The sequence below is a fragment of the Comamonas sp. 26 genome (genome assembly GCF_002754475.1).
Lineage (GTDB): Bacteria > Pseudomonadota > Gammaproteobacteria > Burkholderiales > Burkholderiaceae_C > Comamonas.
Window position 1 is genome coordinate 561,231 of sequence record NZ_PEFL01000001.1, and the last position, 23,511, is coordinate 584,741.

26 protein-coding genes are annotated in these 23,511 nt (G+C 59.1%); 15 read left to right on the forward strand and 11 right to left on the reverse strand.

The window, feature by feature from the left end:
- Positions 1–15: 15 nt before the first annotated feature.
- From CLU84_RS02595 to CLU84_RS02605, 3 genes are read right to left on the reverse strand one after another with little or no spacing between them, the layout of a single operon-like run.
- Positions 16–618 carry a GNAT family N-acetyltransferase gene (locus CLU84_RS02595; protein WP_099737825.1) on the reverse strand — a complete coding sequence of 201 codons (603 nt, stop codon included), beginning with the start codon at positions 616–618 and terminating at the stop codon, positions 16–18.
- 11 nt (positions 619–629) lie between these two features.
- Positions 630–848 (reverse strand): hypothetical protein, encoded by a 219-nt coding sequence (locus CLU84_RS02600; RefSeq protein ID WP_099735804.1) that lies wholly within the window; start codon positions 846–848, stop codon positions 630–632.
- Between the two features lie 39 nt (positions 849–887).
- Complete coding sequence (locus CLU84_RS02605) at positions 888–1,742, reverse strand: MoxR family ATPase (RefSeq protein ID WP_099735805.1); 855 nt, start codon at positions 1,740–1,742, stop codon at positions 888–890.
- A gap of 116 nt (positions 1,743–1,858) precedes the next feature.
- On the opposite strand from CLU84_RS02605, the gene CLU84_RS02610 reads away from it, so the two are divergent.
- Entirely contained in the window at positions 1,859–2,521 is a 663-nt protein-coding gene (locus CLU84_RS02610; RefSeq protein WP_099735806.1) for a cytochrome c, read from the forward strand.
- 65 nt (positions 2,522–2,586) lie between these two features.
- Here the strand turns inward: CLU84_RS02610 and CLU84_RS02615 are convergent, their stop codons facing one another.
- Together CLU84_RS02615 and kefC are read right to left on the reverse strand one after the other, a co-directional pair.
- The gene (locus CLU84_RS02615; RefSeq protein ID WP_099735807.1) at positions 2,587–3,039 is read right to left on the reverse strand and encodes a DUF1841 family protein; all 453 of its coding nucleotides are present in this window, start codon (positions 3,037–3,039) and stop codon (positions 2,587–2,589) included.
- A gap of 16 nt (positions 3,040–3,055) precedes the next feature.
- Positions 3,056–4,966: a glutathione-regulated potassium-efflux system protein KefC gene (gene kefC / locus CLU84_RS02620; RefSeq protein WP_099735808.1), complete on the reverse strand. Its 1,911-nt coding sequence runs from the start codon at positions 4,964–4,966 to the stop codon at positions 3,056–3,058.
- 192 nt (positions 4,967–5,158) lie between these two features.
- On the opposite strand from kefC, the gene CLU84_RS02625 reads away from it, so the two are divergent.
- Both CLU84_RS02625 and CLU84_RS02630 read left to right on the forward strand, forming a co-directional pair.
- Complete coding sequence (locus CLU84_RS02625) at positions 5,159–5,791, forward strand: LysE family transporter (protein ID WP_099735809.1); 633 nt, start codon at positions 5,159–5,161, stop codon at positions 5,789–5,791.
- A 131-nt stretch (positions 5,792–5,922) separates the two neighbouring features.
- Positions 5,923–6,387 (forward strand): MaoC family dehydratase, encoded by a 465-nt coding sequence (locus CLU84_RS02630; RefSeq protein ID WP_099735810.1) that lies wholly within the window; start codon positions 5,923–5,925, stop codon positions 6,385–6,387.
- Positions 6,388–6,465: 78 nt separating this feature from the next.
- Here CLU84_RS02630 and CLU84_RS02635 read toward each other — a convergent pair whose 3' ends face one another.
- The 3 genes from CLU84_RS02635 to CLU84_RS02645 all read right to left on the reverse strand — a co-directional run bounded on the left by CLU84_RS02635 (position 6,466) and on the right by CLU84_RS02645 (position 8,258).
- The gene (locus tag CLU84_RS02635) at positions 6,466–6,774 is read right to left on the reverse strand and encodes a DUF4148 domain-containing protein (protein ID WP_099735811.1); all 309 of its coding nucleotides are present in this window, start codon (positions 6,772–6,774) and stop codon (positions 6,466–6,468) included.
- Positions 6,775–6,925: 151 nt separating this feature from the next.
- A complete protein-coding gene (trmL, locus tag CLU84_RS02640; RefSeq protein ID WP_099735812.1) occupies positions 6,926–7,420 on the reverse strand; it encodes a tRNA (uridine(34)/cytosine(34)/5-carboxymethylaminomethyluridine(34)-2'-O)-methyltransferase TrmL in 495 nt (164 codons plus the stop codon).
- A 73-nt stretch (positions 7,421–7,493) separates the two neighbouring features.
- Positions 7,494–8,258, reverse strand: coding sequence for a ComF family protein (locus CLU84_RS02645; protein ID WP_233209906.1), 765 nt, complete (start codon positions 8,256–8,258; stop codon positions 7,494–7,496).
- Positions 8,259–8,347: 89 nt separating this feature from the next.
- Here CLU84_RS02645 and CLU84_RS02650 point away from each other — a divergent pair, with 89 nt between their 5' ends.
- The 7 genes from CLU84_RS02650 to CLU84_RS02675 all read left to right on the forward strand — a co-directional run bounded on the left by CLU84_RS02650 (position 8,348) and on the right by CLU84_RS02675 (position 15,050).
- Complete coding sequence (locus tag CLU84_RS02650) at positions 8,348–9,256, forward strand: trans-aconitate 2-methyltransferase (RefSeq protein ID WP_099735814.1); 909 nt, start codon at positions 8,348–8,350, stop codon at positions 9,254–9,256.
- 579 nt (positions 9,257–9,835) lie between these two features.
- Positions 9,836–11,410, forward strand: coding sequence for a cytochrome c oxidase subunit II (gene coxB / locus CLU84_RS02655; RefSeq protein ID WP_099735815.1), 1,575 nt, complete (start codon positions 9,836–9,838; stop codon positions 11,408–11,410).
- Positions 11,411–11,444: 34 nt separating this feature from the next.
- Positions 11,445–13,091, forward strand: coding sequence for a cytochrome c oxidase subunit I (gene ctaD / locus CLU84_RS02660; protein WP_099735816.1), 1,647 nt, complete (start codon positions 11,445–11,447; stop codon positions 13,089–13,091).
- Positions 13,092–13,105: 14 nt separating this feature from the next.
- The gene (locus CLU84_RS22305; RefSeq protein ID WP_210768956.1) at positions 13,106–13,228 is read left to right on the forward strand and encodes a cytochrome oxidase small assembly protein; all 123 of its coding nucleotides are present in this window, start codon (positions 13,106–13,108) and stop codon (positions 13,226–13,228) included.
- Between the two features lie 37 nt (positions 13,229–13,265).
- Positions 13,266–13,889 carry a cytochrome c oxidase assembly protein gene (locus tag CLU84_RS02665; protein WP_099735817.1) on the forward strand — a complete coding sequence of 208 codons (624 nt, stop codon included), beginning with the start codon at positions 13,266–13,268 and terminating at the stop codon, positions 13,887–13,889.
- Positions 13,886–14,083 carry a DUF2970 domain-containing protein gene (locus CLU84_RS02670; RefSeq protein WP_099735818.1) on the forward strand — a complete coding sequence of 66 codons (198 nt, stop codon included), beginning with the start codon at positions 13,886–13,888 and terminating at the stop codon, positions 14,081–14,083. The genes CLU84_RS02665 and CLU84_RS02670 overlap by 4 nt, the downstream gene beginning before the upstream one ends.
- 85 nt (positions 14,084–14,168) lie before the next feature.
- Complete coding sequence (locus CLU84_RS02675) at positions 14,169–15,050, forward strand: cytochrome c oxidase subunit 3 (RefSeq protein ID WP_099735819.1); 882 nt, start codon at positions 14,169–14,171, stop codon at positions 15,048–15,050.
- Between the two features lie 149 nt (positions 15,051–15,199).
- Here the strand turns inward: CLU84_RS02675 and CLU84_RS02680 are convergent, their stop codons facing one another.
- Positions 15,200–15,442, reverse strand: a complete 243-nt coding sequence (locus tag CLU84_RS02680; RefSeq protein ID WP_099735820.1) for a twin transmembrane helix small protein — start codon at positions 15,440–15,442, stop codon at positions 15,200–15,202.
- 14 nt (positions 15,443–15,456) lie between these two features.
- On the opposite strand from CLU84_RS02680, the gene CLU84_RS02685 reads away from it, so the two are divergent.
- The 5 genes from CLU84_RS02685 to CLU84_RS02705 all read left to right on the forward strand — a co-directional run bounded on the left by CLU84_RS02685 (position 15,457) and on the right by CLU84_RS02705 (position 20,608).
- On the forward strand, positions 15,457–16,281 hold the full coding sequence (locus tag CLU84_RS02685; RefSeq protein ID WP_099737826.1) for an SURF1 family protein: 825 nt from the start codon (positions 15,457–15,459) through the stop codon (positions 16,279–16,281).
- Positions 16,211–16,978, forward strand: a complete 768-nt coding sequence (locus CLU84_RS02690; RefSeq protein ID WP_099735821.1) for a hypothetical protein — start codon at positions 16,211–16,213, stop codon at positions 16,976–16,978. Before CLU84_RS02685 ends, CLU84_RS02690 begins: the two co-directional genes overlap by 71 nt.
- 90 nt (positions 16,979–17,068) lie before the next feature.
- Positions 17,069–17,986, forward strand: coding sequence for a heme o synthase (cyoE, locus tag CLU84_RS02695; protein WP_099737827.1), 918 nt, complete (start codon positions 17,069–17,071; stop codon positions 17,984–17,986).
- Positions 17,987–17,992: 6 nt separating this feature from the next.
- Positions 17,993–18,598 (forward strand): SCO family protein, encoded by a 606-nt coding sequence (locus tag CLU84_RS02700; RefSeq protein WP_099735822.1) that lies wholly within the window; start codon positions 17,993–17,995, stop codon positions 18,596–18,598.
- Positions 18,599–18,829: 231 nt separating this feature from the next.
- Positions 18,830–20,608 carry a bifunctional diguanylate cyclase/phosphodiesterase gene (locus CLU84_RS02705; protein ID WP_099735823.1) on the forward strand — a complete coding sequence of 593 codons (1,779 nt, stop codon included), beginning with the start codon at positions 18,830–18,832 and terminating at the stop codon, positions 20,606–20,608.
- Between the two features lie 22 nt (positions 20,609–20,630).
- On the opposite strand, the gene CLU84_RS02710 is transcribed toward CLU84_RS02705, so the two are convergent.
- Positions 20,631–21,548 carry a hypothetical protein gene (locus CLU84_RS02710; RefSeq protein WP_099735824.1) on the reverse strand — a complete coding sequence of 306 codons (918 nt, stop codon included), beginning with the start codon at positions 21,546–21,548 and terminating at the stop codon, positions 20,631–20,633.
- A gap of 24 nt (positions 21,549–21,572) precedes the next feature.
- A complete protein-coding gene (locus tag CLU84_RS02715; protein ID WP_099735825.1) occupies positions 21,573–23,504 on the reverse strand; it encodes a beta-ketoacyl-ACP synthase III in 1,932 nt (643 codons plus the stop codon).
- Positions 23,505–23,511 lie beyond the last annotated feature (7 nt).

The following is a 23,511-nucleotide window of genomic DNA, read 5'->3' on the forward strand; positions in this document are numbered from 1 at the left end:
ATTGGGCTCCAGCGCTTATTTGGCGGGCGCATGCTGCTCTAACAGATAGAGCAACTGTGCACGGACCTCAGGCCACTCGCCGCTGCGCATGCTGTACATCACGGTGTCGCGGATCGTGCCGTCGCGGCGCAGCGCGTGGCCGCGAATCACACCATCTTTTTTAGCCCCCAGTCGCTCAATAGCGCGCTGGCTGGCAAAGTTGAAATTGTCGGTACGCCAGCCTACGACATGGCAGGCCAGCGTGCCGAAGGCGTGGGCCAGCAGCAGTAGCTTGGCCGAGGTGTTGACATGGGTGCGCTGCATGCTTTTGGCATACCAGGTGTAGCCAATTTCCACGCGGCGAATGGCGGGAACAATGTCGTGATAACTGGTCGTTCCCAGCACCTTGTCCGTCGCATCGTCGACTACTGCAAATGCAAAGCGGTGGCCTTGATCGCGCCCCAGCAAAGCGGTTTCTATATAGCCGCGCACCTCTTGCGGCGCAGGCACAGAGGTGACGCGAATCTTCCACAGCTCGCCGTCTGTTGCTGCGGCGATAAGGCCGGCTTCATGGCTCAACGCCAGTGGCTCCAGCCGCACGCCACGGTCGCGCAGGGTGACGGGTTCTACAAAGGCCATGATGTGCTCACTCAAACGGTTTTGCGTTTGCGCCAGAGTCGGGCCAGTTTCAGGCCTAGCCCGCCACCCAGACCCACCAGTGCAATGGCTGCAATGCTGCCTGCGCCGTAGCCCTGGGCAAACAGATCAAGGCCCAGCACATGTGCAACGCCCCAGCCCAGAAGAGCGCCGCCGACAAAGCCGACGGCATCAGAGCAGCCTTCCATTAGCAGTTGTTGGGCGTTGCTCATGGTCTGTCTCCTTGGACTGTTTTTGGCTACTTTTATGGTTTAACGGTTGCGCTGGTTCATGAAGACCAGCTTCTCGAACAGGCTCATGTCCTGTTCGTTCTTCAGCAGTGCGCCCACCATGGGCGGTACGCTCACCTTACCGTCTTCTGCCTGCAAAGCGGAAGCGGGAATCTCCTCAGCCACCAGCAGCTTGAGCCAGTCGATCAGCTCAGATGTAGAAGGCTTTTTCTTCAGTCCCGGCAGATTGCGCACGTCATAGAAGACCTTCATGGCGGCGCTCAGCAATTCGCCCTGAAGCTTGGGGAAGTGCACGGCCACGATCTGGCGCATGGTGTCCGCATCGGGGAACTTGATGTAGTGGAAAAAGCAGCGGCGCAAGAAGGCGTCGGGCAGTTCTTTCTCGTTGTTCGAGGTGATGAATACCAGGGGTCTGTGCTTGGCGCGAATCATCTCGCGCGTTTCGTAGCAGTAGAACTCCATGCGATCGATTTCGCGCAGCAAGTCGTTAGGAAACTCGATGTCGGCCTTGTCGATTTCGTCGATCAGCAGCACCACGGGTTCATTGGCCGTGAAGGCTTGCCAGAGCACGCCCTTGATGATGTAGTTGTGGATGTTTTTGACGCGCTCGCTGCCTTCGATATCCGCCAGCTGGCTGTCGCGCAGACGGCTCACGGCGTCGTATTCATACAGACCTTGCTGAGCTTTGGTCGTGGACTTGATGTGCCACTGCAGCAGCGGCATCTTCAGTGCTTCGGCCACTTCTTCGGCCAGCATGGTCTTGCCCGTGCCGGGCTCGCCCTTGATGAGCAGCGGGCGCTGCAGGGTAGCAGCAGCGTTGACGGCCAGCATCAAATCTTGCGTGGCAACGTATTTGTCGGAACCTTGAAACTTCATGGGCGGTATCAGCGTAAGTATTGATAAGCGTGCCAAATTCTCACTGCCATAATCGTTTGCACTGCAGCAAGGCTTTTGAGCACCCGTCTGAACTCTTGAAGGATTGTGCGCGAAAAATGATAAAAACTTGGACCACGGTAATGGCCGTAGTTGTCGCCTCAGTGACCGGCGTGGCACATGCCCAGGCCGTCAAGGGCAACGCGAAAGCAGGCGAAGGCAAGATCGCCATGTGCATAGGCTGTCACGGTATCACCGGCTATCAGGCCAGTTTCCCTGAGGTGTACAAGGTGCCCATGATCGGCGGGCAGAACGAGGCCTATATCGTCTCGGCCCTGAACGCCTACAAAAAAGGCGAACGCAAACACCCCACCATGCGCGGCATTGCGGATCCTCTGAGCGATCAGGATATTGCCGATGTGGCCGCTTTCTACGCCGGTCACGGCAAGGTCAAGGAAGGCAAGGCGAAGGAGGGCAATGCCGAAGTTACCGCCCTGCTGCAAAAGGGCGCCTGCTTCTCCTGCCACGGCGATGGCTTTGCCAAACCGATTGACCCCAGCTACCCGAAGGTGGCGGGCCAGTATTCGGACTATGTCTTCCGCGCCCTGCAGTCATACAAGACCGAAAACAACCCGCTCATCGGCCGAAGCAATGGCGTGATGGCAGGCATTGCCAAGCAGTTCAAGAACGACGAGTTGCAGCAACTGGCCAAATACATCGGCAGTCTGGACAGCGAGATGCAAGTGGTGGCGCAGCCGCACTTCCGTATGGGCCAGAAGTAATTTGCTCCTTTGCAAACAAAAGCCCGTGAAAACGGGCTTTTGTTTTTTGTGGAAGCGCCGACTGCTTAACTGGCGCTTTTGAAACTGCCGTCCGTGGTGGCCAGGCGCTGCACGCCAGCGACATAGGCTTCGCCATCTGGCGCGCGGCCGGAGCGCTGGCTTTCCCAGAGCATCTGGCCCAGACACTCCATGGCGGCGTGGTGCGCGTCATGCAGATCACGCTTGCGGGTCAGCAGCTCTACGGCCTGGCGAATGCCACGCGGAGAATCCACGCTGCACTGTTCGCTGATGGACAGGTGCATGGACAGGTGCAAGAACGGATTGGTGCGTTCGGTCTCGGCGTCATAGTTGCGCGCAAGGGCGGCATCTACGTCGGAGAGCTCGTCAAAATACTCGGGGTGCTCGGCGATCCACAGGCTGGCCAGCGTCTCGATGGCCTCCATGGGCCCGCCGCTGATCATCTTGGCGCGCACACCGCAAAAAAATCGCCGTACGTCGGCTTGACTGGGGTTGAACATGATGGCGCGCAGCGTATCACGGCTGCTTTGAGTCAGCTGGGCTGTGGTTTTGCTCGCTGACGGTGGGTTTATCAGGTGCATCGGACTCATCAGGCATTTCTGTACTGTTCTCCAGCAGGTCGGCGCGCTCTTTGGCCATTTGCTCCACCAGTTGCTGGCGGCCTTGTTTGGAGACGGCGATCAGCTTGTTCTTGTCCTTGTAGTGCGGGTACATGCGCTCGGCCAGTGCCAGATTGTGTTCTCTGAAGCGAGCTGTCATGTGGCGTGCATCTGCCGGGCTCTGGCCGATCAACTCCAGCACCGACTGGGCAGACACAAGGCTGGATTCAAACACTTCACGCTGGGCGTGCTCCACACCCAAGTCGCGCAGGCGGAACCAGTGATTCAGATCGCGGCTGCGGGCCACAATTTGCAGGTTGGGGAAATGCTTGCGCACCTGGCTGGCAATCTTGATGGATTGCTCGGGCGAATCCACCGCAATCACCAGCACGCGGGCCTTGGCGGCACCGGCAATGCGCAGCAGGTCCATGCGCGTGGCATCGCCATAAAAGACGCCATGGCCGTAGATTTTGGCGGCCTCCAGCATTTCCACGTTGTGGTCGAGGATGGTGGGGCGTATGTCTTGCGCCAGCAGCACGCGGGCGACGATCTGACCATAGCGGCCAAAGCCGGCAATGATGATGGGCGCTTCTTGCTGCTCTGAGATTTCCTTGGCTTTGCTGGATTCAGCGTTGTCGTCCTTGATGGTGGAGAAGCGGCGCAGCAGCAACTTGTCCAGTACGACCAGCAGCAGCGGGCCCAGCAGCATGGACAGGGCGACGGCCGCCACCAGCATGGATGAGACATTGTGGTGAAACACCTTGTACTGGGCGGCAGTCTGGAACACCACAAAGGCAAATTCCCCCCCTTGCGCCAGCATCAGCGTAAAGACGGGGCGCTCGCGCCAGGGGATTTGCATGAAGCGCGCTAGACCAAAAATCATCAGCGCCTTGAGGGTGATGAAGCCCGTCACCATGGCGGCCATGGCCCAGGGCGACTGGAGGATGACGCCAAAGTCAATGCTCATGCCCACGGCCATGAAGAAGAGGCCCAGCAGCAGACCCTTGAAGGGTTCGATATTGGTTTCCAGCTCGCTGCGGTACTCGCTGTCTGCCAGCAGCACACCGGCCAGAAACGCGCCCAGCGCCATGGACAGGCCCACTTGCGTCATCAGCATGGCAATGCCCACGACCAGAAGTAGCGAGGTGGCGGTAAAAATCTCGGGCGTCTTGCTGCGCGCAATCCATCGCAGCAGGGGTTGCAGCAGCAGGCGGCCGCCAATGATGACGGCGGCAATTGTGCCCACGGTCTTGAAGATGGTCAGCCAGAGATGGCTGTCGGTGTGAGTGGCGTTGGCCACCTTGTAGGCCCCCAGAATGGGAATCAGCGCCAGAATGGGGATGGCAGCTACGTCCTGGAACAGCAGGATGGAGAAGGCAGCTTGCCCGCTGGGTGTGCGCATGAGGTTGCGCTCTGCCATCACCTGCAGGCAGACGGCGGTGGACGACAGGGCCAGGCCCATGCCTGCAATCAGGCTGACACGCCATGTAAAGCCAAAGCCCCAGGCTGCCAGAAACAGAATGCCGGTGCAGACCATCATCTGAGCCAGACCCCAGCCAAAAATGGGCCGTCGCAGCTCCCACAGCCGCTTGGGCTGCAGCTCAAGGCCGATCACGAACAGCATGAGCACCACGCCAAACTCGGCAAAGTGCAGGATGTCCTCGACATTGCTCACCAGCCCAAAGCCCCAGGGGCCCATGGCAATGCCCGCGCCAAGGTAGCCAATGATGGAGCCTAGCCCCAGTGCTCTGGCAATAGGGACGGCGAGCACTGCCGCCGTCAGGTAGATGAAGCCGTAAGTCAGCCAGATTGGGGAGCCGTGTTCCATGGGGAGTGTTGTTTGGTGTTTACCCTAGACGGATTCCATTTTGGCACCCAGGATCATATTTTTGCTTTTGACCGCACGAAAAGTGGAATGAATTGCTGCCTGCTGCTTATATCGTCAGGTCAACTGTGCGTCTGCAAGTTGATGGCGCAACTTTTAAGATAGCGGTTTTGTGACTGGGTACTTGGGACTGGTATGGATTTGCACACATGGTTCGCGTTTTTTGTGGCTTCCTGGATCATTGCGGTGTCGCCGGGGTCGGGGGCGGTGCTGTCCATGAGCCATGGCCTGTCCTATGGCGTGCGCAAGACCAGCGCCACGATCATGGGGCTGCAGCTGGGTTTGCTGCTCATTTTGTTGATAGCAGGGGCTGGCGTGGGTTCGCTGCTCATGGCATCGGAATGGGCGTTCAACGCTGTGAAGATTGTGGGGGCTTGCTATCTGATTTATCTGGGCATCAGCCAGTGGCGCTCGGGCGGTTCGCCGCTGGCCACACAAGAGGCCATGCCTGAAGTCAGCCTTAAAAAACGGGTACTGACCGGTTTCTTGACCAATGCCACCAACCCCAAGGGCATCATTTTCATGGTGGCCGTGCTGCCCCAGTTCATGACCACCAGCCGCCCGCTGGCGCCTCAGCTGGCCATTCTGGCTGTGACCATGCTGGCGGTAGATACCACTGTCATGCACAGCTATGCAGCCGGTGCCAGCGCCTTGCGCGGCCTGATGCGCAGCGCGCGGGCCATGCGCAATCAAAACCGCATCTTTGGCGGCTTGCTGATGGCGGTGGGTGCTGGCCTTTTCTTTGTACAGCGCGGTACCGAGGCTTGATCTGCTTTTAAAACCATAGCTTTCTGCGCTTTACTGCATTGGGCTTGAGGCGTATTTTTCTTTGAATTCAGGGTAAGCCCCTTGTCCCGCGTCAGACATGGCGCAGGGCAGGGGGCTTCTACATTCAGGGCATGAAAACCTTTCGCTCCTACTCCGAAGTGCTGGCCTCAATTGGGCAGGAAGTCGCCGTCAGCGACTGGATCGCCATTAGCCAGGCACAGATTCAAATGTTTGCCGATGCCACGGGCGATCAGCAATGGATTCACACTGACCCGGAGCGCGCCGCCAAGGGCCCGTTTGGTGCGCCGATTGCCCATGGCTTTCTGACGCTGTCGCTGTTGCCCCGGTTTTTTGAGTCCACCTTTGCCATTGAAGGCACGAAGATGGGCGTGAACTACGGCCTCAACCGTGTGCGTTTTGTCGCTCCCGTGCCGGTCAACAGCCGCTTGCGTGCCCGCATGACCTTGCAGCATGCCGAACGCGTGGAGCCTGACGGCATTCAGATGACCTGGCTGGTCACGGTGGAGCGTGAAGGCAGTGACAAGCCGGTATGCGTGGCGGAATCGCTGGCGCGCAGCTTTGGCGCTGCAGCCTGAATTTCTCTGCATTGATCCGACCATGAAAAAAGCCCCAAGGGTTTCCTTGGGGCTTTGCTGTCTGAGGGGCCGGGTGCTTTATTCACCGTAGCTGTCCAGCAGACCGGCCTTTCCGGCGGCTGCGGTTTCCTGGCGTACCTGTTCGCGGCTGAGAGTGGAAGACTGCTGGGACTGGGAGGAAAGAGACAGGTAGGAATCTCCGAACTGCAGTTCACCCTTGGCCATGGCATCGATGGCCTGTGCTTGCACTTGGGCACGGGTCAGTGTGGAATGGCTTTCGGCCTGGGGAGGGTAGTGGCCGCTGGTGAAGTCCAATCCTCCAGCCTGTGCGGCGGCGGCAGACATGGCAAGTGTGGCAACGATGGCGAGACGGTTGGCGTATTTCATGATGCGTCCTTAGTTGGCGTGACTTGCAGTCCTGGCGGATATCGTCGGTTGGCTGCAATCGATAGGTGCTACTGTAGGCCGATGCAATCAGAAGAAAAACCCCCGGAGTCGCAACTTATCGTTCCATGAACAGTGCTAATTTTGCGGGAACTTAAGGTGCGGGAACTGGCTCTGCCAACGCAGCTCCCACAAAGCCCTGCTGACGCCAGGCTTCAAACACGGTGACCGCTACGGCGTTGGACAGGTTCAGGCTGCGCTGTGATGCCAGCATGGGCAGGCGCAGGCGCTGCTCATTGGGGAACTGGGCGCGCACATCGGCAGGCAAGCCTTTGCTTTCCGAGCCAAAGACCAGCCAGTCGCCTGCTTTGAAATGAATAGCATGAGCCGGACTGCTGCTGTGCGTGGTCATGGCAAACATGCGGTCACGCTGAGGCTGGCAGGTTGCGATGAAAGCTTCCCAGTTGGCGTGGCGGGCCACGTTGGCATACTCGTGGTAGTCCAGACCGGCACGACGCATGTGGCGGTCTTCCATGGAAAAGCCCAGCGGCTCAATCAAATGCAGGCTGCAGCCCGTATTGGCAGCCAGGCGGATGACGTTGCCCGTATTGGGTGGGATCTCGGGCGCCACAAGAACGATATGAAACATGGGGCGCTATTGTGCAGGCGGGCCTTTACCCGTGCTGCCAGCCCAGGCAGTTTTTGGGTCTGATGAATATGCATCAAGCCGTGCGGGCCAACACCACGGCGCAGACGGAGGCGGCTCCCGCCGTCAGCAGGCAACCGGCCAGAGCGTCCAGCGTGGCACCCGTGGTCATCACATCGTCAATCAACAGAATGTGGCGGCCCGCAACCTGCTTTGTCTGCGCCGGTGCAAGGCTGAAAACACCGCGCAGCTGGCGCAGGCGCTGCTCGCGTGTCGATGAATGCTGGGCAAGCTCCAGGTGTTTGCGCTGCACCACCTGCGTGAGCACGGGACGCTTGATACCCGATTGCCTTGCGAGCGCGCGTGCCAGCAGCAGGCTGTGGTCAAAGCCGCGCTCGCGTATGCGCTGGCTGGTAGTGGGGACGGGCAGCAGCACATCACAGGCCTGCAACTGCTCCTTGACTTCAGGGTGACTGGCCATCAGACGGCCCAGACTACGCGCCAGCCCCAGATCGGCCTGAAATTTGTAGCGGGTGATGAGGTCTTGCCAAGGGTAGGCGTAGCTCAGTGCGGCGGTGCAGCGGTGGAGCTTGGGTGGCTGCAGGAGACAGGCGCCGCAGGTGCAGACCAGTGCCGGCAGCGGTATGGCGCAGGTCTGGCAGCGATGAAGGCGGCTAACCCAGCGCGCACGGCAGTCATGGCAAATGCGCGGCCCCGGCCAGCGGCCACAGACGGCACACTGGCTGGGCAAGGCGTTCAGCCAGTTTTGCTGCTGGCGGCGAAAACGTAGGCGCAGACGCTGGCGCAGCTGCGAAAGCCATGTCGCATGAAGGTCGGGCATGGAATCAATATACTCGCGCCGCATTGATTCCCTTTCAGGCAAGAGGTGGGCGGCCCGCTCCCTCAGCCTCTTGCCCGCCTTGTTTGCCCATGTCTCACGCTCTTCCTCCCACTATTGATTCTGTAGCTGCTAACCATTGGCACACGGCCGCTCCGGCTGAATCGCCTTGGTTGCATGAGGAGGTGGCCAGCCGCATGCAGCAGCGGCTGGACTGGATTGTGAAGCCGCCCGAGCAATGGTGTCACTGGGAGCCGGTGCGGGGAGGGATGGCGTCGCACAATCTGCTGCGCGAGCGCTATCCGCAGGCTGAATGCACGATTTACGAGCCCGTGGCCCAGCGCCAAGCCCTTGCGCAGGAGAAACTGACCAGCCGCTGGTGGCAGCTGGCTCGCTGGAAGGGCGCTGCTGCGCAAGTGGGCGAACCTGCGGACGGCAGCTTGGACATGCTCTGGGCCAATATGCTGCTGCATAACGCGGCTGACCCACAGACGCTGATTGAGCGCTGGCACAAAGCGCTCAAGGTGGATGGCTATGTGATGTTCTCGGGTCTGGGCCCTGACACCGTGCAGCAGTTGCACCGCCTGTATACCCAGCTGGGTCTGGGTCCTGCAGGCCACGCCTTTACCGACATGCATGACTGGGGCGACATGCTGGTGCATTCTGGCTTTGCCGAGCCGGTGATGGACATGGAGCGCATCACCCTGACCTTTGCCACGCCAGAGCGTTTGCTGCAGGAGCTGCGCGAGCTGGGGCGCAATCTGCACCCGGCTCGTTTTGCGGGTCTGCGCGGCAAGCGCTGGAAGGCCGATCTGCTGCAGAAAATGGCCGAGCGCTGGCCCGACAAGCAGGCCGATGGTCAGTTGTCACTGACCTTTGAAATTGTCTATGGCCACGCCTACAAGCCTCAGCCCAAGGTGCGCCTTGAAGCCAATAGCGCCGTCTCGCTGGAAGACATGAAGGCCATGCTCAAGCAGCCGCGCAACACGGGTTTGCGATAGTTCAAGTGTCGTTTTCCGGTCATTGATTTAGCGCAAAGCTGCCTACAATTTCCCCAAGTTATTTCATAGATAGCAGCCATCTTTCAAGCATCTCTCCTGCCTGAAAGAGACAAGACAGTGCGGCTTGAGTCGCCGGGGGAGATTCGGGTGTTTCGCTTTGCCAAGGGGACTGGCCAGCGGGTTTCTGAGCGGCCAGCTCACGCAGTTCTTCATCACCAAAAGCCAGCCTCGCGCTGCGCTGAAGCATTCATGTGCACGGCTGTCGCCGCAGTACATGCGCGTCCCCATCTCTCTACCTCTGTTGCGGCTGCGATGCCTGTTTTAGCCATGCCCGGTATGTGCCGCGGCATGCGCTTGTCGTTGTTGGTTTCGTGGTCAATCAGTCCTGCCAAGGCAGGCTGATTGGCATGGGTTCCCGGTACATGCATTAGTGAATGCGCGCAGACAGTGCTATCAAATTTTGGGGCATGCTGCGGTGTAGTTCGCAAGGGTAGTGTGAGTGCACAGCCTTCTGGCGCAAGCGGCGCGCAAGCAGTCTGAGCGAGTGGACAAACTAAGGCTTAGAGGTAAGTGAAAACGATGAAAAACATTTCCACCAAGCTGGTTCCCTGGAGTTTGGCCTTGGCAGCGTGGGGTAGTTCCATGGCTTACGCCGCGCAGGATCTGCCGGGAGGCCCTGCCGTCAACCAGCTCAACCTGCATCCGCCTGTGACGCGCATTGCCGTGGAGCAGCACTGGCTGCACTGGATGATGCTCATCATCTGCACGGTGATCTTTCTCGGCGTGTTCGGGGTGATGTTCTACTCCATCTGGAAGCATCGCAAATCCCAGGGCGCCAAGGCTGCGAATTTTCATGAATCCGTCAAGGTAGAAATCGCTTGGACGGTGGCACCCTTCATCATCGTCATCTTGATTGCACTGCCCGCGACCAAGGTGCTGGTGGCGCAAAAAGATACGACCAATGCCGATCTCACGATCAAGGCCACGGGCTATCAGTGGAAATGGGGTTATGACTATCTCAACGGCGAAGGCGAGGGCCTGGCCTATATCTCCACGCTGGATACGGCGCACCGCCAGATGTCCAACAGCGGCGATGTGAGCAATGCACCTAGCGACTACCTGCTCAAAGTGGACAACCCGCTGGTGGTGCCCGTCAACAAGAAGGTGCGCATCATCACAACTGCCAATGACGTGATTCACTCCTTCATGGTGCCGGCCTTTGGTATTAAGCAGGATGCGATTCCCGGCTTTGTGCGCGACACCTGGTTCAAGGCTGAGAAGATCGGTGACTACTACGGTCAATGCGCCGAGCTGTGCGGCAAAGAGCATGCGTACATGCCCATTCATGTGAAGGTGCTCTCTGCCGAGAATTACACCGCATGGGTGGCTGGCGAGATGAAAAAGCTGGCCGCCAAGGCCGATGACCCGAACAAGGTTTGGGCTCTGGCTGACCTGGTGGCGCGTGGTGAGAAGGTCTATGCCTCTAACTGCGCGGCCTGCCACCAGCCCAACGGCAAGGGTGCAGGCCCCATCAAGGCGCTGGATGGCAGCCCTTTGGTGTTGGGCCCCACGGGAGACATGATGCATGCCGTGCTGGAGGGCCGTGCCAACGGTGCCATGCCCGCCTGGAAGCAACTGAGCGACACCGATTTGGCAGCCGTGGTGACCTTTGCCAAGAACCACTGGAGCAACAAGACCGGCCAGTTAGTGCAGCCTGCGCAGTTTGTGGCAGCACGTAGCGGTAAATTCCCTGAAGGTGGTGCTGCAGCACCAGCGGCTGAACCTGCTGTACCGGCACCTGCTCCGGCAGAAAATGCACCCGCAGCGGCCAGCGAATCCGGTCCTTACCAGGTCTTTTTTGAGTCCGGCAAGAGCACGCTGGACGACAAGGCTCAGGCTGTTGTGAAGAAGGCCGCCGAGTACTGGTCGGCGCACAAGGACGGCAAGATTGCTCTGTCAGGCTTTGTGGATGCCACCGGTAGCGCCGACAAGAACGCCGATCTGGCCAAGGAGCGCGCCAAGGCCGTATCCAAACTGCTGAGCGAAAGCGGTGTAGCCGCCGATCGCATCGAGATGCGCAAGCCCGAGACCATCACGGCTGCTGCCGGTTCGGACCAGCAGGCACGCCGTGTTGACATCACGGCCGCACAGTAAGCCCCGGGTATAGAGACTGATTGGAGAAAAGAATATGAGCGCCGTAGTTCCTCCCGTCCACACCCATGAGGGCCATGGTCACGATGACCATGGGCATGACGACCACCATCACGCCACGCCCACGGGCTGGCGTCGCTGGCTGTTTGCGACCAATCACAAAGATATCGGTACGATGTACCTGCTGTTTTCCTTCACCATGCTGATGGTGGGGGGCGTGCTGGCCATGCTGATTCGCGCCGAGCTGTTTGAGCCCGGCCTGCAGATCGTCAACCCAGAGCTGTTCAATCAGCTCACCACCATGCATGGCCTGATCATGGTGTTCGGTGCCATCATGCCGGCCTTTGTGGGCTTCGCTAACTGGATGCTGCCGCTGCAGATTGGCGCATCCGACATGGCTTTTGCGCGCATGAATAACTTCAGCTTCTGGCTGCTGATTCCTGCGGGCATCATGCTGGTGGGCTCGTTCTTCATGCCCGGCGGCGCACCCGCTGCAGGCTGGACGCTGTACGCGCCACTGACGCTGCAAATGGGCCCCTCCATGGACACCAGCATCTTTGCGATGCACGTCATGGGTGCCAGCTCCATCATGGGCGCGATCAACATCATCGTGACCATTCTGAACATGCGCGCACCCGGCATGACGCTGATGAAGATGCCGCTGTTTTCCTGGACCTGGCTGATCACGGCGTATCTGCTGATTGCCGTGATGCCGGTGCTGGCTGGTGCCATCACCATGACGCTGACTGACCGCCATTTCGGCACCAGCTTCTTTAACCCCGCAGGTGGCGGCGACCCGGTGATGTACCAGCACATCTTCTGGTTCTTCGGCCACCCCGAGGTTTACATCATGATCTTGCCAGCCTTCGGCATCGTCAGCCAGATCGTGCCCGCCTTCAGCCGCAAAAAGCTGTTTGGCTACACCTCCATGGTCTATGCCGTGGCGGCTATTGCCATCCTGTCTTTCATCGTGTGGGCGCACCACATGTTCACCACCGGCATGCCGGTTACGGGTCAGCTGTTCTTTATGTACGCGACCATGCTGATCTCCGTGCCTACTGCGGTGAAGGTGTTCAACTGGACAGCCACCATGTGGCGCGGCTCCATGACGTTTGAGACTCCCATGCTGTTCGCTGTGGGCTTTATCTTCGTGTTCACCATGGGCGGCTTTACCGGGCTGATTCTGTCCATGGCTCCCATCGACATTCAGCTGCAGGACACCTACTACGTGGTGGCGCACTTCCACTACGTGCTGGTGGCCGGTTCGCTGTTCTCCATGTTCGCTGGCTACTACTACTGGTCGCCTAAATGGACGGGCGTGATGTACTCCGAAACGCGTGGCCGCATCCACTTCTGGGGCTCGCTGATTTTCTTCAACATCACCTTCTTCCCCATGCACTTCCTGGGTCTGGCCGGCATGCCACGTCGCTATGCCGACTACCCCATGCAGTTTGCCGACTTCAACATGATTGCCTCCATCGGCGGCTTCGGTTTTGGTCTGATGCAGGTTTACTTCTTTGTCTTCGTGGTGTGGCCTGCCATGCGCGGCCGTGGTGAAAAAGCGCCGCAAAAGCCTTGGGAAGCCGCTGAAGGTCTGGAGTGGGAAGTGCCTTCACCCGCACCATTCCACACCTTTGAGAACCCACCCAAGCTTGATGAAACCGCCACCAAGGTGATCGGCTGAACAGGAGCTTTGAGATGACAACGCAAACCAGAATGCAAGAGCAACGCAAGGCGAATCTGAAACTGGGGCTGATTCTGGCCTCTACAGCCGCCGTATTCTTTATCGGCTTTGTCGTGAAGATGGCCTGGCTGCACTGAAGCGGCCGGTTGATGCAGTGAATGCAAGGAGGGTGATGTGAGCGTAGCCAAGGAAAACGCAAAGATGGTGGGCAAGCTGGCGATTGTTGCGCTGGGCATGTTTGCGTTTGGCTACGTGCTCATCCCCATCTACAAGCACATCTGCGAGCTGACGGGCATCAACATCTTGTCGCTGTCTGAAAAGCAGGTGCCCGGTGCTGGCGTGGCCGGGCGCGATGTGAAGCTGCCCAGCAATAGCCAGATCGATACCACCCGCACCATCACCGTAGAGTTTGATGCCAATGCACGCGGCCCCTGGGACTTCAAGCCCGCCAAGCGCTCGGTACAGGTTCACCCCGGCGAGCTGGCGACGGTGATGTATGAGTTTCAGAACGTGCAAAACCGCCGCATGGCCGCGCAGGCCATTCCCAGTTATGCACCGCGTCAGGCCACGGCCTACTTCAACAAGATGGAGTGTTTTTGCTTCTCGCAATACACGCTGGAGCCCGGCGAAAAACGCGAATGGCCGGTGGCTTTTGTGATTGATCCGCGCATCTCCAAAGATGTGAAGACCATCACCCTGTCGTACACGTTTTTTGAAGTGGGCGGCAAGACCCCGCCCGCACCTGCCACACCTGCTGACAGCACGGCTTCCGTGGCTGCGCCGGGGAGTCATTTATGACGCAGGACAGCAAAAAGTCCAACTTCTGGCGCAGCATCGTCGCCGTGGCATGGGCCATGCTGGGTGTGCGCAAGGGCAAGGAATACGAGAAAGACTTTGCCAGCATTACGCCGCTGCACGTCATTGGCGTGGGACTGGTAGCGATTGTGATCTTGGTATTAGCGTTGATATGGATCGTCAACCTGGTCGTTTAGCCTAGGCTGAAGACGGGTGGGGCGAAGTGCAAGTGATAGTGGAGCGTCGGTAAAAACAACGATCAACAGCGTCAGGAGCCGAGTGATGAGTGCAACCCATAAGGGCGCGACCCCTTACTACTATGTGCCAGCCGAATCCAGCCATCCCGTGATGGCGGCCATCGGTCTGTTTTTCATGATTCTCGGTGCGGGCACCTGGATCAACGGCCATGAATGGGGAATGTATTCCCTGTACTTTGGCCTGATCTGGTGGCTGTCGATACTGTTTGTCTGGTTCCGCGATGCAGCGCGTGAAAGTGAAGCTGGGCTATACAGTCGCAAGATTGATCTGTCTTATCGCTGGAGCATGAGCTGGTTCATCTTCTCTGAGGTGATGTTCTTCGGCGCTTTCTTCACCGCCCTGTGGTGGGCGCGCGCGCACTCTGTGCCTGCACTGGGCAGCCTGGCGAACGAGCTGCTGTGGCCCAACTTTCAGGCCGTATGGCCCAGTGTTGCAGCGGGTGCCACGGCATCGCCCGGCAATATTGTTGAGCCCTTCAAGACTGTGGGTCCGTTCTGGCTGCCCACCATCAATACTGCACTGCTGCTGACATCCGGTGTGACGCTGACCATCGCCCACCATGCGCTGCAGGTCAACAACCGCGCACGCTGCATCAGCTTCATGTGGATGACGGTGATTCTGGGCTGCATCTTCCTGTTCGTGCAGGGCTACGAATACCACCACCTCTACAACGACTACAACCTCAAGCTCAACTCGGGCGTGTTCGGCTCCACCTTCTACATGCTGACCGGCTTTCACGGCTTCCACGTTCTGGTGGGCATGCTGATGCTGTTCTTCATCACCATTCGCCTGATGAAGGGCGACTTCACCGATAAGCACCACTTCGGCTTTGAAGGCGCGGCCTGGTACTGGCACTTTGTGGACGTGGTCTGGGTCTTCCTCTACATCCTTGTTTACTGGATGTGAGAGAGCTTTAGTCACTACTTTTTTCAGAGCGCCTTGCGCTTGTCATCTGAAGGTTTCAGCATTGTTTGATGCTGAAACCAAAGACAGACAGGCGCAAGGCGCTTGCCTTTGTATAGCGCGGGGAGTTGCGAACGGTTGCTTGCGAACAATTAGCTGCCTGGCACCCAGCCCGTAGGCTGGATCCAGCCCATCTTGGCCGCCATCAAAATACACAGGAACAGCCCTATGGACAGAGCCACGCGCAAGGCAAGGGCGCGGAACATCTTGCGGCTGCGCTCTGCGTCCTCGGCGGCCGTGCTGGCGCTGCCATCGCCCTTGCGCATCATGAAGAACAGCGCACTGCCAAGGCTCGCCAAAATGGCGAGAAAAGCGAGAATGATCACGAATTTCATGAATGGATTATCTGGTGCGAACTTCCCGAATTCCAGACCTCTGGCGGTTTCTACTGATCTCTTTCGCCGCCCTTGTCTGCGCAGGCATAACAGCATCGCTGGGCTTCTGGCAACTGAGCCGTGCCGCGCAAAAGCAGGAAATTTTTGATGCCATGGCGCGCCAGCAGGCGCTGGTGCCTTGGGGCAACGCAGAGCTTGTTGCGCAGGTTCCGGACATCAGCCAAATCCTGAGCGATTCCAAGCGCAAAGAGCTGCTACACAGACCCGCACAGCTGCAAGGCCAGTGGCTGGCCGAGCAGACGGTGTTTCTGGAAAACCGGCAAATGCAGGGCAAGGTGGGTTTTTATGTGCTCACACCGTTTCGCCTTGCTGCCCCGCAGGAAGGCGCCGTCATCATCGTGCAGCGCGGCTGGGCACCGCGCAACTTCATGGATCGCACGGTGCTGCCCCCGGTGCATACACCTGCTGGCATGGTCACGATTGAGGGCAGGCTTGAGGCACCGCCCTCCAAACTGATGGAGCTGGAAGGAGCGGATGGCGGGGCAGACCCTGATGGGCAAAAGTCGCGCATCCGACAGAATGCAGACATTGCCCAGTGGGCACAGCAAAGCAGCTTGCCGTTGCTGGCGCTGAGCTTGGTGGAGACCAGCGATGACGCCGCCAGCCAAGGCTTGCTGCGTGACTGGCCGCAAATCAATGCTGGTGTGCAAAAGCACTACGGCTATGCCTTTCAGTGGTTCGGACTCAGTGTTTTGGTGGTGTTGCTTTATGTCTGGTTTCAACTCGTCCGACGCTTTTACCTCCCCCGCCGCGCAGCCCGCATCGCAGCGCCGCGCTAGTGAGGTTCGTGAAGGTGATGAGCCGCTGAGTTTTTCAATTCACAGCCTGCCAGACCCCTCACAAACCCAGATGCAGCAGGCGCGCAGCGGCCGCTGGAAGATGCTGGCTGTGCTGCTGGTCTGCGCTGCGCCGGTGGTGGCTTCTTACCTCACCTATTACGTGCTGCGCCCCACGCAGCAGCGCAGCTATGGCGAGTTGATCAGCAGCCAGCCCAGCCTGCCCGATGTGAAGGTGCAAAAGCTCGATGGCACCAGCATGGATTTGCGCAATCTTCAGGGCCAGTGGCTGCTGGTCAGCACCAGTAATGCCAGCTGCGAAGCGCGCTGCCAGGACCACTTGTATCTGCAGCGTCAGCTGCGTGAAACGCTGGGCCGTGAAAAAGACCGGCTGGACTGGGTCTGGCTCATCAACGACCAGCAAGCCGTAAGCGAAAAAATTCTGCCTGCCGCCGAGCAGGCGACGGCGCTGCGCATGCCAGCAGCCGCCATTCAAGACTGGTTGAAACCTGAGGTGGGCCATGCGCTGGATGAGCACCTGTATGTGGTGGACCCGCAAGGGCACTGGATGATGCGCTTTCCGGCCAATATGGACAAAGCCACGGCAGGCAAGGCCAAGAGAGATCTGGAACGGCTGCTGCGTGCCTCTTCCTCGTGGGATGAGGCCGGGCGGACGGCTGCTGACGCTATAGAGAAATAGGTATTGAAATGGCTTGTAGCGCATGCATATCAGGCGCTGCTAGCTATCTAAATCATAGTTATTGAGGAGGGTGACATGCAGGCAAAAGTCATGAATGTGGAGAGCATCCCTCAGTCCGCTGCGGAGGCAGCGCAGCACTCATCGCGCTGGGCGCAGTATTACGCGCTGACCAAACCGCGCGTGGTGCAGCTCATTGTGTTTTGTGCTTTCATCGGCATGGTGCTTGCCGTGCCCGGCGCGCCCACCTGGCAAGACTGGGGCCGCATGCTGGCGGCCAGCGCAGGTATCTGGCTGGTGGCAGCGGCCGCGGCGGCTTTTAACTGCCTGGTTGAGCGCACGATTGATGCCCGAATGAAGCGCACCGCCTGGCGCCCCACGGCGCGTGGCGAGTTGTCGCACCGGCAGGCTCTGGTGTTTTCTGCCCTGCTGTGCGCAGCGGGTGCCGCCATCTTGCTGCTGGCCGTCAATGCGCTGACGCTGTGGCTGACGCTGGCTACCTTTATCGGCTATGCGGTCATCTACACGCTGGTGCTCAAGCCACTCACACCACAGAACATTGTGATTGGCGGTGCATCGGGTGCCATGCCGCCGGTGCTGGGCTGGGCCGCGATGACGGGGCAGGTCGGGCACGAGGCGCTGCTGCTGTTTCTCATCATTTTTCTGTGGACGCCGCCGCACTTCTGGGCGCTGGCGCTGTACCGGGTTGAAGACTACCGCCGCGCGGGTTTGCCCATGCTGCCCGTGACGCATGGCAATGCTTTCACGCGACTGCAGGTGTTCCTCTACACCGCGGTGCTGTTTGCGGGCTGTCTGCTGCCGTTTGTGGTGGGCATGAGCGGCTATCTGTACCTCTTTGCCGCAGTGGGCCTGGGGTTGGGCTTTTGCGGTTATGGTTGGGCACTGCTGCGCAACTACTCGGATGCGCTGGCACGCAAAACCTTCCGCTTTTCCCTGATTCACCTGAGTTTGCTGTTCGCAGCCCTGCTGGTGGATCACTACCTGACCTGAACCATCATGGATAAACGAGGTGCATTGCGCGCATTCGGCGCTGCAACACTGGCCTGCACAGCCGCATTCGCTCTGACTGCCTGCAAGGACGATAAAAAGCCTGCGTTTCAAGGCGTGGATGTGACGGGCGCTGATTACGCCAAAGACATTCCTCTGACTGACGTGAATGGCCAAAAGCGCAGCCTCAAGGACTTCTCCGGCAAGGTCGTCGCCGTGTTCTTTGGCTACACGCAATGCCCCGATGTCTGCCCGACCACGCTGCAAGAGCTACTGGAAGTCAAACAGGCGCTGGGCGCTGATGGCGACAAGCTGCAGGCTGTGTTCGTCTCGCTGGACCCTGAGCGCGACACGCCCGAAGTGCTAAAGGCCTATCTAGCTAACTTCGACCAGAGCTTTGTCGGCCTGAGCGGTACGCCTGACGAGCTCGCCGCTGTGGTCAAGGACTTCAAGATTTACTTCAAAAAAGTGCCAGGCAAGGCCGAAGGGACTTACACCGTCGATCACTCCGCTGGTACTTACCTGTACGACCCCCAAGGTCGCTTGCGCATCTATGAGCGCTATGGCACAGGCCCTCAAGTCCTGGTGCAGGATGTGAGAGCATTGCTGGGCTGATAGCGCGGCTGTCTGGAGCAATCGTGTAGATGAGTGCAATCCATTGAAATTTATTGTTACACATTTGTGTTTGATGTAGCGCAAGCAGATTGCGCTTGCTGCCGCGCATAGTTGGTGCTTTCAAACACTTGGCAAGGCTTCTCGCCGCGAGCCAGCAGATACATATCCTCTGATGTTGCATGAGGGGGTTCTGCACGCAGGAACGCCAGAGTGAATGTCTGGAGCGCTTGTATGGCTGAATGCCCTTTTTCTTCAATGCATGAGCCTGTGTCCGAGGTAGCACTGGCGAACTGTCAGCGTCGACTGGGTCTGGCGTTTTCTGCATGGCAGGATGAGCTGAGCCTGCCTTCCATGCTGCTGACCCAGCGTGAGCGCTATGCGCTGGATTCTGCGCCTGATGGAATCTTGCTGGTGGGGCGGGATGGGCGCATCGTGGTGGCCAATGCAGCCATGCAAGTCATATCTGGCTATGAATGCAGCGAGCTGGAAGGGCAGGTGCTCGACATCCTGCTTCCATCCGATGTTCAGGCGACGCATGGTCACTACCTGCGCAGTTATTTTTCTCAGCCCTCGCGCCGCCCCATGGGGCTGGGGCGCGTTTTATGGCTGCAGCGAAAGCAAGGTAGTGCCATGCCTGTCGACATTGCGCTGGGGTTTTTTGGCGAAGATGGAAAGGGCTTGGCTGTAGCCTTTGTTCGGGATGTGACGGAGCTGCACCAGATGCAGCAACGTCTGAAGTTTCAGGCTACCAAGGACACGTTGACCGGCCTTAACAACCGCTGGCAGTTTGGTCAGGAGCTGCAGGAGCAGCTCAAGATCGCTCAGGCCGACGATGACTCAATGGCCCTGCTGCAGCTGGATCTGGATAACTTCAAGGCTATCAATGACGGTTACGGGCATGCCGCAGGTGATCATCTGCTCAGAGAAGTCGCCCGACGCCTTAAATCTCAACTGCGCAGCGAAGGTGTTCTGGCCCGGCTCGGAGGTGATGAATTCATCGTGATGCTGGCGGGGGAAAACGCCGCCCGAGCGAAATTTTGGAGCGATCAGATTCTGGCCGCGCTGTCCATTCCTTTCAAACATGATGGGCTAGCGCTGGATTTCGGGGCCAGCATTGGCATCGCGCTGTATCCCGATGATGCGCAGACTGGCGATGATCTGATGCGGTTTGCCGATATGGCCATGTACAGCGCCAAGGCGCGGGGTCGTGGCAATGCCGTGTTTTTCGAGCCCTGCATGGGTAAGGAAATGGCCGAGCGTGTGCAGCTGGCCGAGCGCCTGCGCATGGCGCTCAGCTACGGAGGGCTGCAGCTTCATTACCAGCCGCAGGTCAAGGTAGAGAGTGCAACCGTGGTGGGTGTAGAGGCCTTGCTGCGCTGGCATGACCCGGTGCTGGGGAATGTCAGTCCTGTGCGTTTTATTCCGGTGGCGGAGGCTTCCGGACAGATTGTGGCCTTGGGCAACTATGTGCTTGATGCCGCTTGCAAGCAAATTTCCTTATGGCTCAAGGCTGGTACGCCGCTGCGCGTAGCGGTCAATCTCTCGGCACATCAGTTAAGGCAGGTGAATCTGGTCGAGCAGGTCAGCAGTTGTTTGACGCGGTATGAAGTGCCGCCGCAATGGCTGGAGCTGGAGGTTACGGAGTCGCAGGCCATGTTGAACCTCGAACAGGGGCGTGAAGTGCTGCAAGGGCTGGCACGGCTGGGGGTGACGATTGCACTCGATGATTTTGGCACCGGCCATTCATCGCTGGCTTATCTGCAATATCTGCCGCTGCAGCGCATCAAGCTGGGGCGGGAATTTTTGTCTCCATCTCCCTGCCGGGACCGACTGATGGGCGGCATTGTGCACATGGCCCATGCCCTCGATCTGGAGGTCGTAGCAGAAGGCGTGGAAGAGGTCGAACAGCTGCAACTGCTGCGCAACATTGGCTGTGAATTCTTTCAAGGCTGGCTGCATTCCCGCGCCATGCCTGCCGAGCAGTTAGACGCGTGGTTAGCCGTGGTCTGAAGAACTTATGACGGGTGACGGTTCATTGGGCGGCTTCAGCCGTCTTATGCATCTTGGCCAGTTCGCGCGCCGGAATTGGAAGCTCACCGCTGGCCATGCGCGCAAGCAGCGAATGCAGCATCTCGGTGGACAGCCCGTGCAGCACCAGACGGTAAGCCGCATAAAGCGTTGAATCTGGAACCATGGGGTGCTTGTTATTGAGCAACACCAGATGTTCGGGCGAGGCCAGAATCTTGGCGCAGTAAATGCCCAGGGTTTCATCCAGCTGCAGCGAGTTGCTGGCGCGCCAGAAGTCGTTGTCGGTCAGCAGCAGCTGGTAGATGGGCGTGTACAGCTCAATGGCGCTTTGCAGATCGATGACGTTGAAGCGCCCGCGCGGCATGTCTTCGAGCTTGAGTTCGGGCTCGTGAATCATCGAGAAATCGGGCTCTGCGACAGCGAGCAGCTCTTGCTTGTTTTCACGCAGCGCCTTGTTCAGGCGAATCACAAAGTTGAAGAGGTTGAGGTCGTGCTTGAGGAATAGCTCCTCTTTCACATCGTCAATTTCCATGGGCGTCAAAGGCGTGGTGCTGACCTTGGTAGGCGAGTTAGCCGCCACAAACTGCAGCACCTGAGAGCCCAGGTGAAAGTGCCGCATGATGAGCCAGTTGGCCTCTGGCGAGAGAAACTTCTTCATGCCAAAAGCCAGCATGCGGTGCAGCAAGATGGAGTGTGACCAGCGCTTTGGCAGAAAGATTTTCAGCGCCTGAATGAGGATCATCGACAGGCGCGCCAGCGGCCGCATGGCGGGCAGAAAAAACTGGCGCGAGCTGCTGCTGCAGTCGCGCAGCCAGGCGGCTTTGACGTCATCGGGCAGTGGCGTGCTCTGATCCAGGTAGAGGGCCAGCCAGGGGCTGGGGTCGCGCTCGTCCCAGACATGGTCGTTGAATTCGTTCTTCATCAGGCTGTCCTGCTCGTCTTGTTTTTATTCGGCCAGCACATGCTGGAACTGCATCAGATACATGGCCGCCGTGTGGCGGGCGGTCTGCAGTATGGCTTGCTGGGCCGAGCCTTCGGTGTCCATGTCCAGCGCCATCTGCACGGCGATCAGCCAGCGCTCCAAATGGTTCTCATCATTGGCACCGTGATACTCCAGAAAGCGGAAGGCATCGGGCGGCAAGGGCAGGGCAGCGCGCAGCAGCGGCAGCAGGCTGGGCACGATGCGCTGGCCCGTGCCTTCAATGATGTAGATGGCGCCCAGCAGGCCGATGGGGTTGGGCGTGGCGGCAAGGCCGTGCAGATAGGCGTTGAGTGCCTCACCGCCGGGGTTGCGGCGCAGTTTGCTGATATCGGTTTCGGCACCGCCCGCCTTCAGGTAGTCGCTGTGCAGAATTTTGAAGTCGTTTTGCTCTTCACCGGCGTGCAGGTCGATGAGAGAAGCCAACGTGGCGTAGTCGCCCGTGAGCGATGCTGCGCCTTCGCGCATCCACAGGCTGCCTTCGCGCACTTGGGGAATCCAGTGGCTCATCCAGCGCACATAGTCGCTGCTTTGCAGCTCGCGGGTGCGAATGCGGCGCAGCAGTGGCGTGCGCCAGACATTGCTGCGGTAGTCCTGCCAGATGCTGGCCAGCTCGGTCAGCAGTGGGGCCAGCTGCTGCGGCGCGGTGGCCGGGTCGTGCGGAGCGGCGATAGTGGAGACATCGGGCAGGGCATCGTTGGCAATCGTTTCAGCGGCGGCAGTTTTATGAGGGAAATCGGCCTGTAGCGCTTGATTGGCGGGTGCATCCAGCTCTACTTCCCATAGCATGTAGCCGGCAGTGAAGCGGCCTGACTCGGGGATGAAGCAGAGCACGGTGTCGCCCGCTTTCAGGCGCTTGCCTTCTTTCTGCAAAAACTCCGACATCATGATGAAGATGGAGGCCGCGCCCGTGTTGCCACGCCAGGTTAGGTTGCTCCACCAGCGATCACGCGGGATGCTGAGCTGGGCTTTGCCCAGCAGATCATCGACGACGGGGATGAAGCGTTCTGACGAGTAGTGGCACAGAAAGTGGTCAATGCCGCGCTCGGGCACCCAGCCTTTGTGGGCGAGGTCGGCGTACTCGTGAATGCAGACGTCAAACAGGTGTGGCAGCAGGCGAATGTCCTGGCGCAGAGACAGCGCACCGGCTGCCTCGGCATCGCCCCAGGCGGGGAAGTCCAGATGGCTTTTGCTGCGATCTGGCGTTAAGCCCAGCTGCATGCAGACGGGGTAGTCGCCTGCAAAACTGCGCTGGTGCGTCCATTTCAACTTCAAGCGCAGGCCATTGGCTTGCGGCAGGGCCTTGGGGCCACCCAGCAACACCGCACCTGCGCCATCCGACAGCATCCAGCGCAGAAAGTGGGCGTCAAAGTCAGTGTTGTAATCCTGAGCGGCGAAGCGCGAGCGCTTGAACAGGCGCGATGGCATCTCGCTGGCAACAGACAGCGCCAGTGAATGGGCACAGCTTTCCACAGCCATGGCTGCGGCCTGCATGGCCCCCACGCTGGCGGCGCATACGCCGTGGACGGACAATGTTTCCATGGGCGGGGCAGCCATCTCGCCCTGAATCATGCTGGCAAAGCCGGGCATCAGCGCATCGCCTCCCGATGAACCGCTGGAGAGGTAGCCCACATCAGCGAGCGTTTTGCCAGCCAGCGCCAGTGTTTCTGTAATTGCGCCTGCGGCCATCTGCGTGTTGCTGAAGACGGTCTGGCCTGCGCCATCGATGGCGTAGTAGCGTTGCTGAATGCCGTTTTCCGCCAGGATGCGTTGCTTGATGCGCCCGGATATGCGGTTCAGCGGAGCGACATATGCATCCATGCCAGCGTTATCCACCGGAGAGCCAGGCAGGAACATACCGGCAGATTGAAGATAGACGTTTGAATAGGCAACAGGCATAGATCCT

What these genes read in the sequence shown, in the direction of transcription:
- CLU84_RS02635 (WP_099735811.1), bottom strand. Translation starts at nt 6,774, where the DNA reads ATGAAATACGCCAACCGTCTCGCCATCGTTGCCACACTTGCCATGTCT.
- CLU84_RS02605 (WP_099735805.1), bottom strand. Translation starts at nt 1,742, where the DNA reads ATGAAGTTTCAAGGTTCCGACAAATACGTTGCCACGCAAGATTTGATG.
- CLU84_RS02715 (WP_099735825.1), bottom strand. Translation starts at nt 23,504, where the DNA reads ATGCCTGTTGCCTATTCAAACGTCTATCTTCAATCTGCCGGTATGTTC.
- CLU84_RS02595 (WP_099737825.1), bottom strand. Translation starts at nt 618, where the DNA reads ATGGCCTTTGTAGAACCCGTCACCCTGCGCGACCGTGGCGTGCGGCTG.
- kefC (WP_099735808.1), bottom strand. Translation starts at nt 4,966, where the DNA reads ATGGAACACGGCTCCCCAATCTGGCTGACTTACGGCTTCATCTACCTG.
- coxB (WP_099735815.1), top strand. Translation starts at nt 9,836, where the DNA reads ATGAAAAACATTTCCACCAAGCTGGTTCCCTGGAGTTTGGCCTTGGCA.
- CLU84_RS02710 (WP_099735824.1), bottom strand. Translation starts at nt 21,548, where the DNA reads ATGAAGAACGAATTCAACGACCATGTCTGGGACGAGCGCGACCCCAGC.
- CLU84_RS02610 (WP_099735806.1), top strand. Translation starts at nt 1,859, where the DNA reads ATGATAAAAACTTGGACCACGGTAATGGCCGTAGTTGTCGCCTCAGTG.
- CLU84_RS02615 (WP_099735807.1), bottom strand. Translation starts at nt 3,039, where the DNA reads ATGTTCAACCCCAGTCAAGCCGACGTACGGCGATTTTTTTGCGGTGTG.
- cyoE (WP_099737827.1), top strand. Translation starts at nt 17,069, where the DNA reads ATGAATGTGGAGAGCATCCCTCAGTCCGCTGCGGAGGCAGCGCAGCAC.
- CLU84_RS02700 (WP_099735822.1), top strand. Translation starts at nt 17,993, where the DNA reads ATGGATAAACGAGGTGCATTGCGCGCATTCGGCGCTGCAACACTGGCC.
- CLU84_RS02670 (WP_099735818.1), top strand. Translation starts at nt 13,886, where the DNA reads ATGACGCAGGACAGCAAAAAGTCCAACTTCTGGCGCAGCATCGTCGCC.
- ctaD (WP_099735816.1), top strand. Translation starts at nt 11,445, where the DNA reads ATGAGCGCCGTAGTTCCTCCCGTCCACACCCATGAGGGCCATGGTCAC.
- CLU84_RS02690 (WP_099735821.1), top strand. Translation starts at nt 16,211, where the DNA reads ATGTCTGGTTTCAACTCGTCCGACGCTTTTACCTCCCCCGCCGCGCAG.
- CLU84_RS22305 (WP_210768956.1), top strand. Translation starts at nt 13,106, where the DNA reads ATGACAACGCAAACCAGAATGCAAGAGCAACGCAAGGCGAATCTGAAA.
- CLU84_RS02680 (WP_099735820.1), bottom strand. Translation starts at nt 15,442, where the DNA reads ATGAAATTCGTGATCATTCTCGCTTTTCTCGCCATTTTGGCGAGCCTT.
- CLU84_RS02630 (WP_099735810.1), top strand. Translation starts at nt 5,923, where the DNA reads ATGAAAACCTTTCGCTCCTACTCCGAAGTGCTGGCCTCAATTGGGCAG.
- CLU84_RS02705 (WP_099735823.1), top strand. Translation starts at nt 18,830, where the DNA reads ATGGCTGAATGCCCTTTTTCTTCAATGCATGAGCCTGTGTCCGAGGTA.
- CLU84_RS02650 (WP_099735814.1), top strand. Translation starts at nt 8,348, where the DNA reads ATGTCTCACGCTCTTCCTCCCACTATTGATTCTGTAGCTGCTAACCAT.
- trmL (WP_099735812.1), bottom strand. Translation starts at nt 7,420, where the DNA reads ATGTTTCATATCGTTCTTGTGGCGCCCGAGATCCCACCCAATACGGGC.
- CLU84_RS02625 (WP_099735809.1), top strand. Translation starts at nt 5,159, where the DNA reads ATGGATTTGCACACATGGTTCGCGTTTTTTGTGGCTTCCTGGATCATT.
- CLU84_RS02600 (WP_099735804.1), bottom strand. Translation starts at nt 848, where the DNA reads ATGAGCAACGCCCAACAACTGCTAATGGAAGGCTGCTCTGATGCCGTC.
- CLU84_RS02675 (WP_099735819.1), top strand. Translation starts at nt 14,169, where the DNA reads ATGAGTGCAACCCATAAGGGCGCGACCCCTTACTACTATGTGCCAGCC.
- CLU84_RS02645 (WP_233209906.1), bottom strand. Translation starts at nt 8,258, where the DNA reads ATGCCCGACCTTCATGCGACATGGCTTTCGCAGCTGCGCCAGCGTCTG.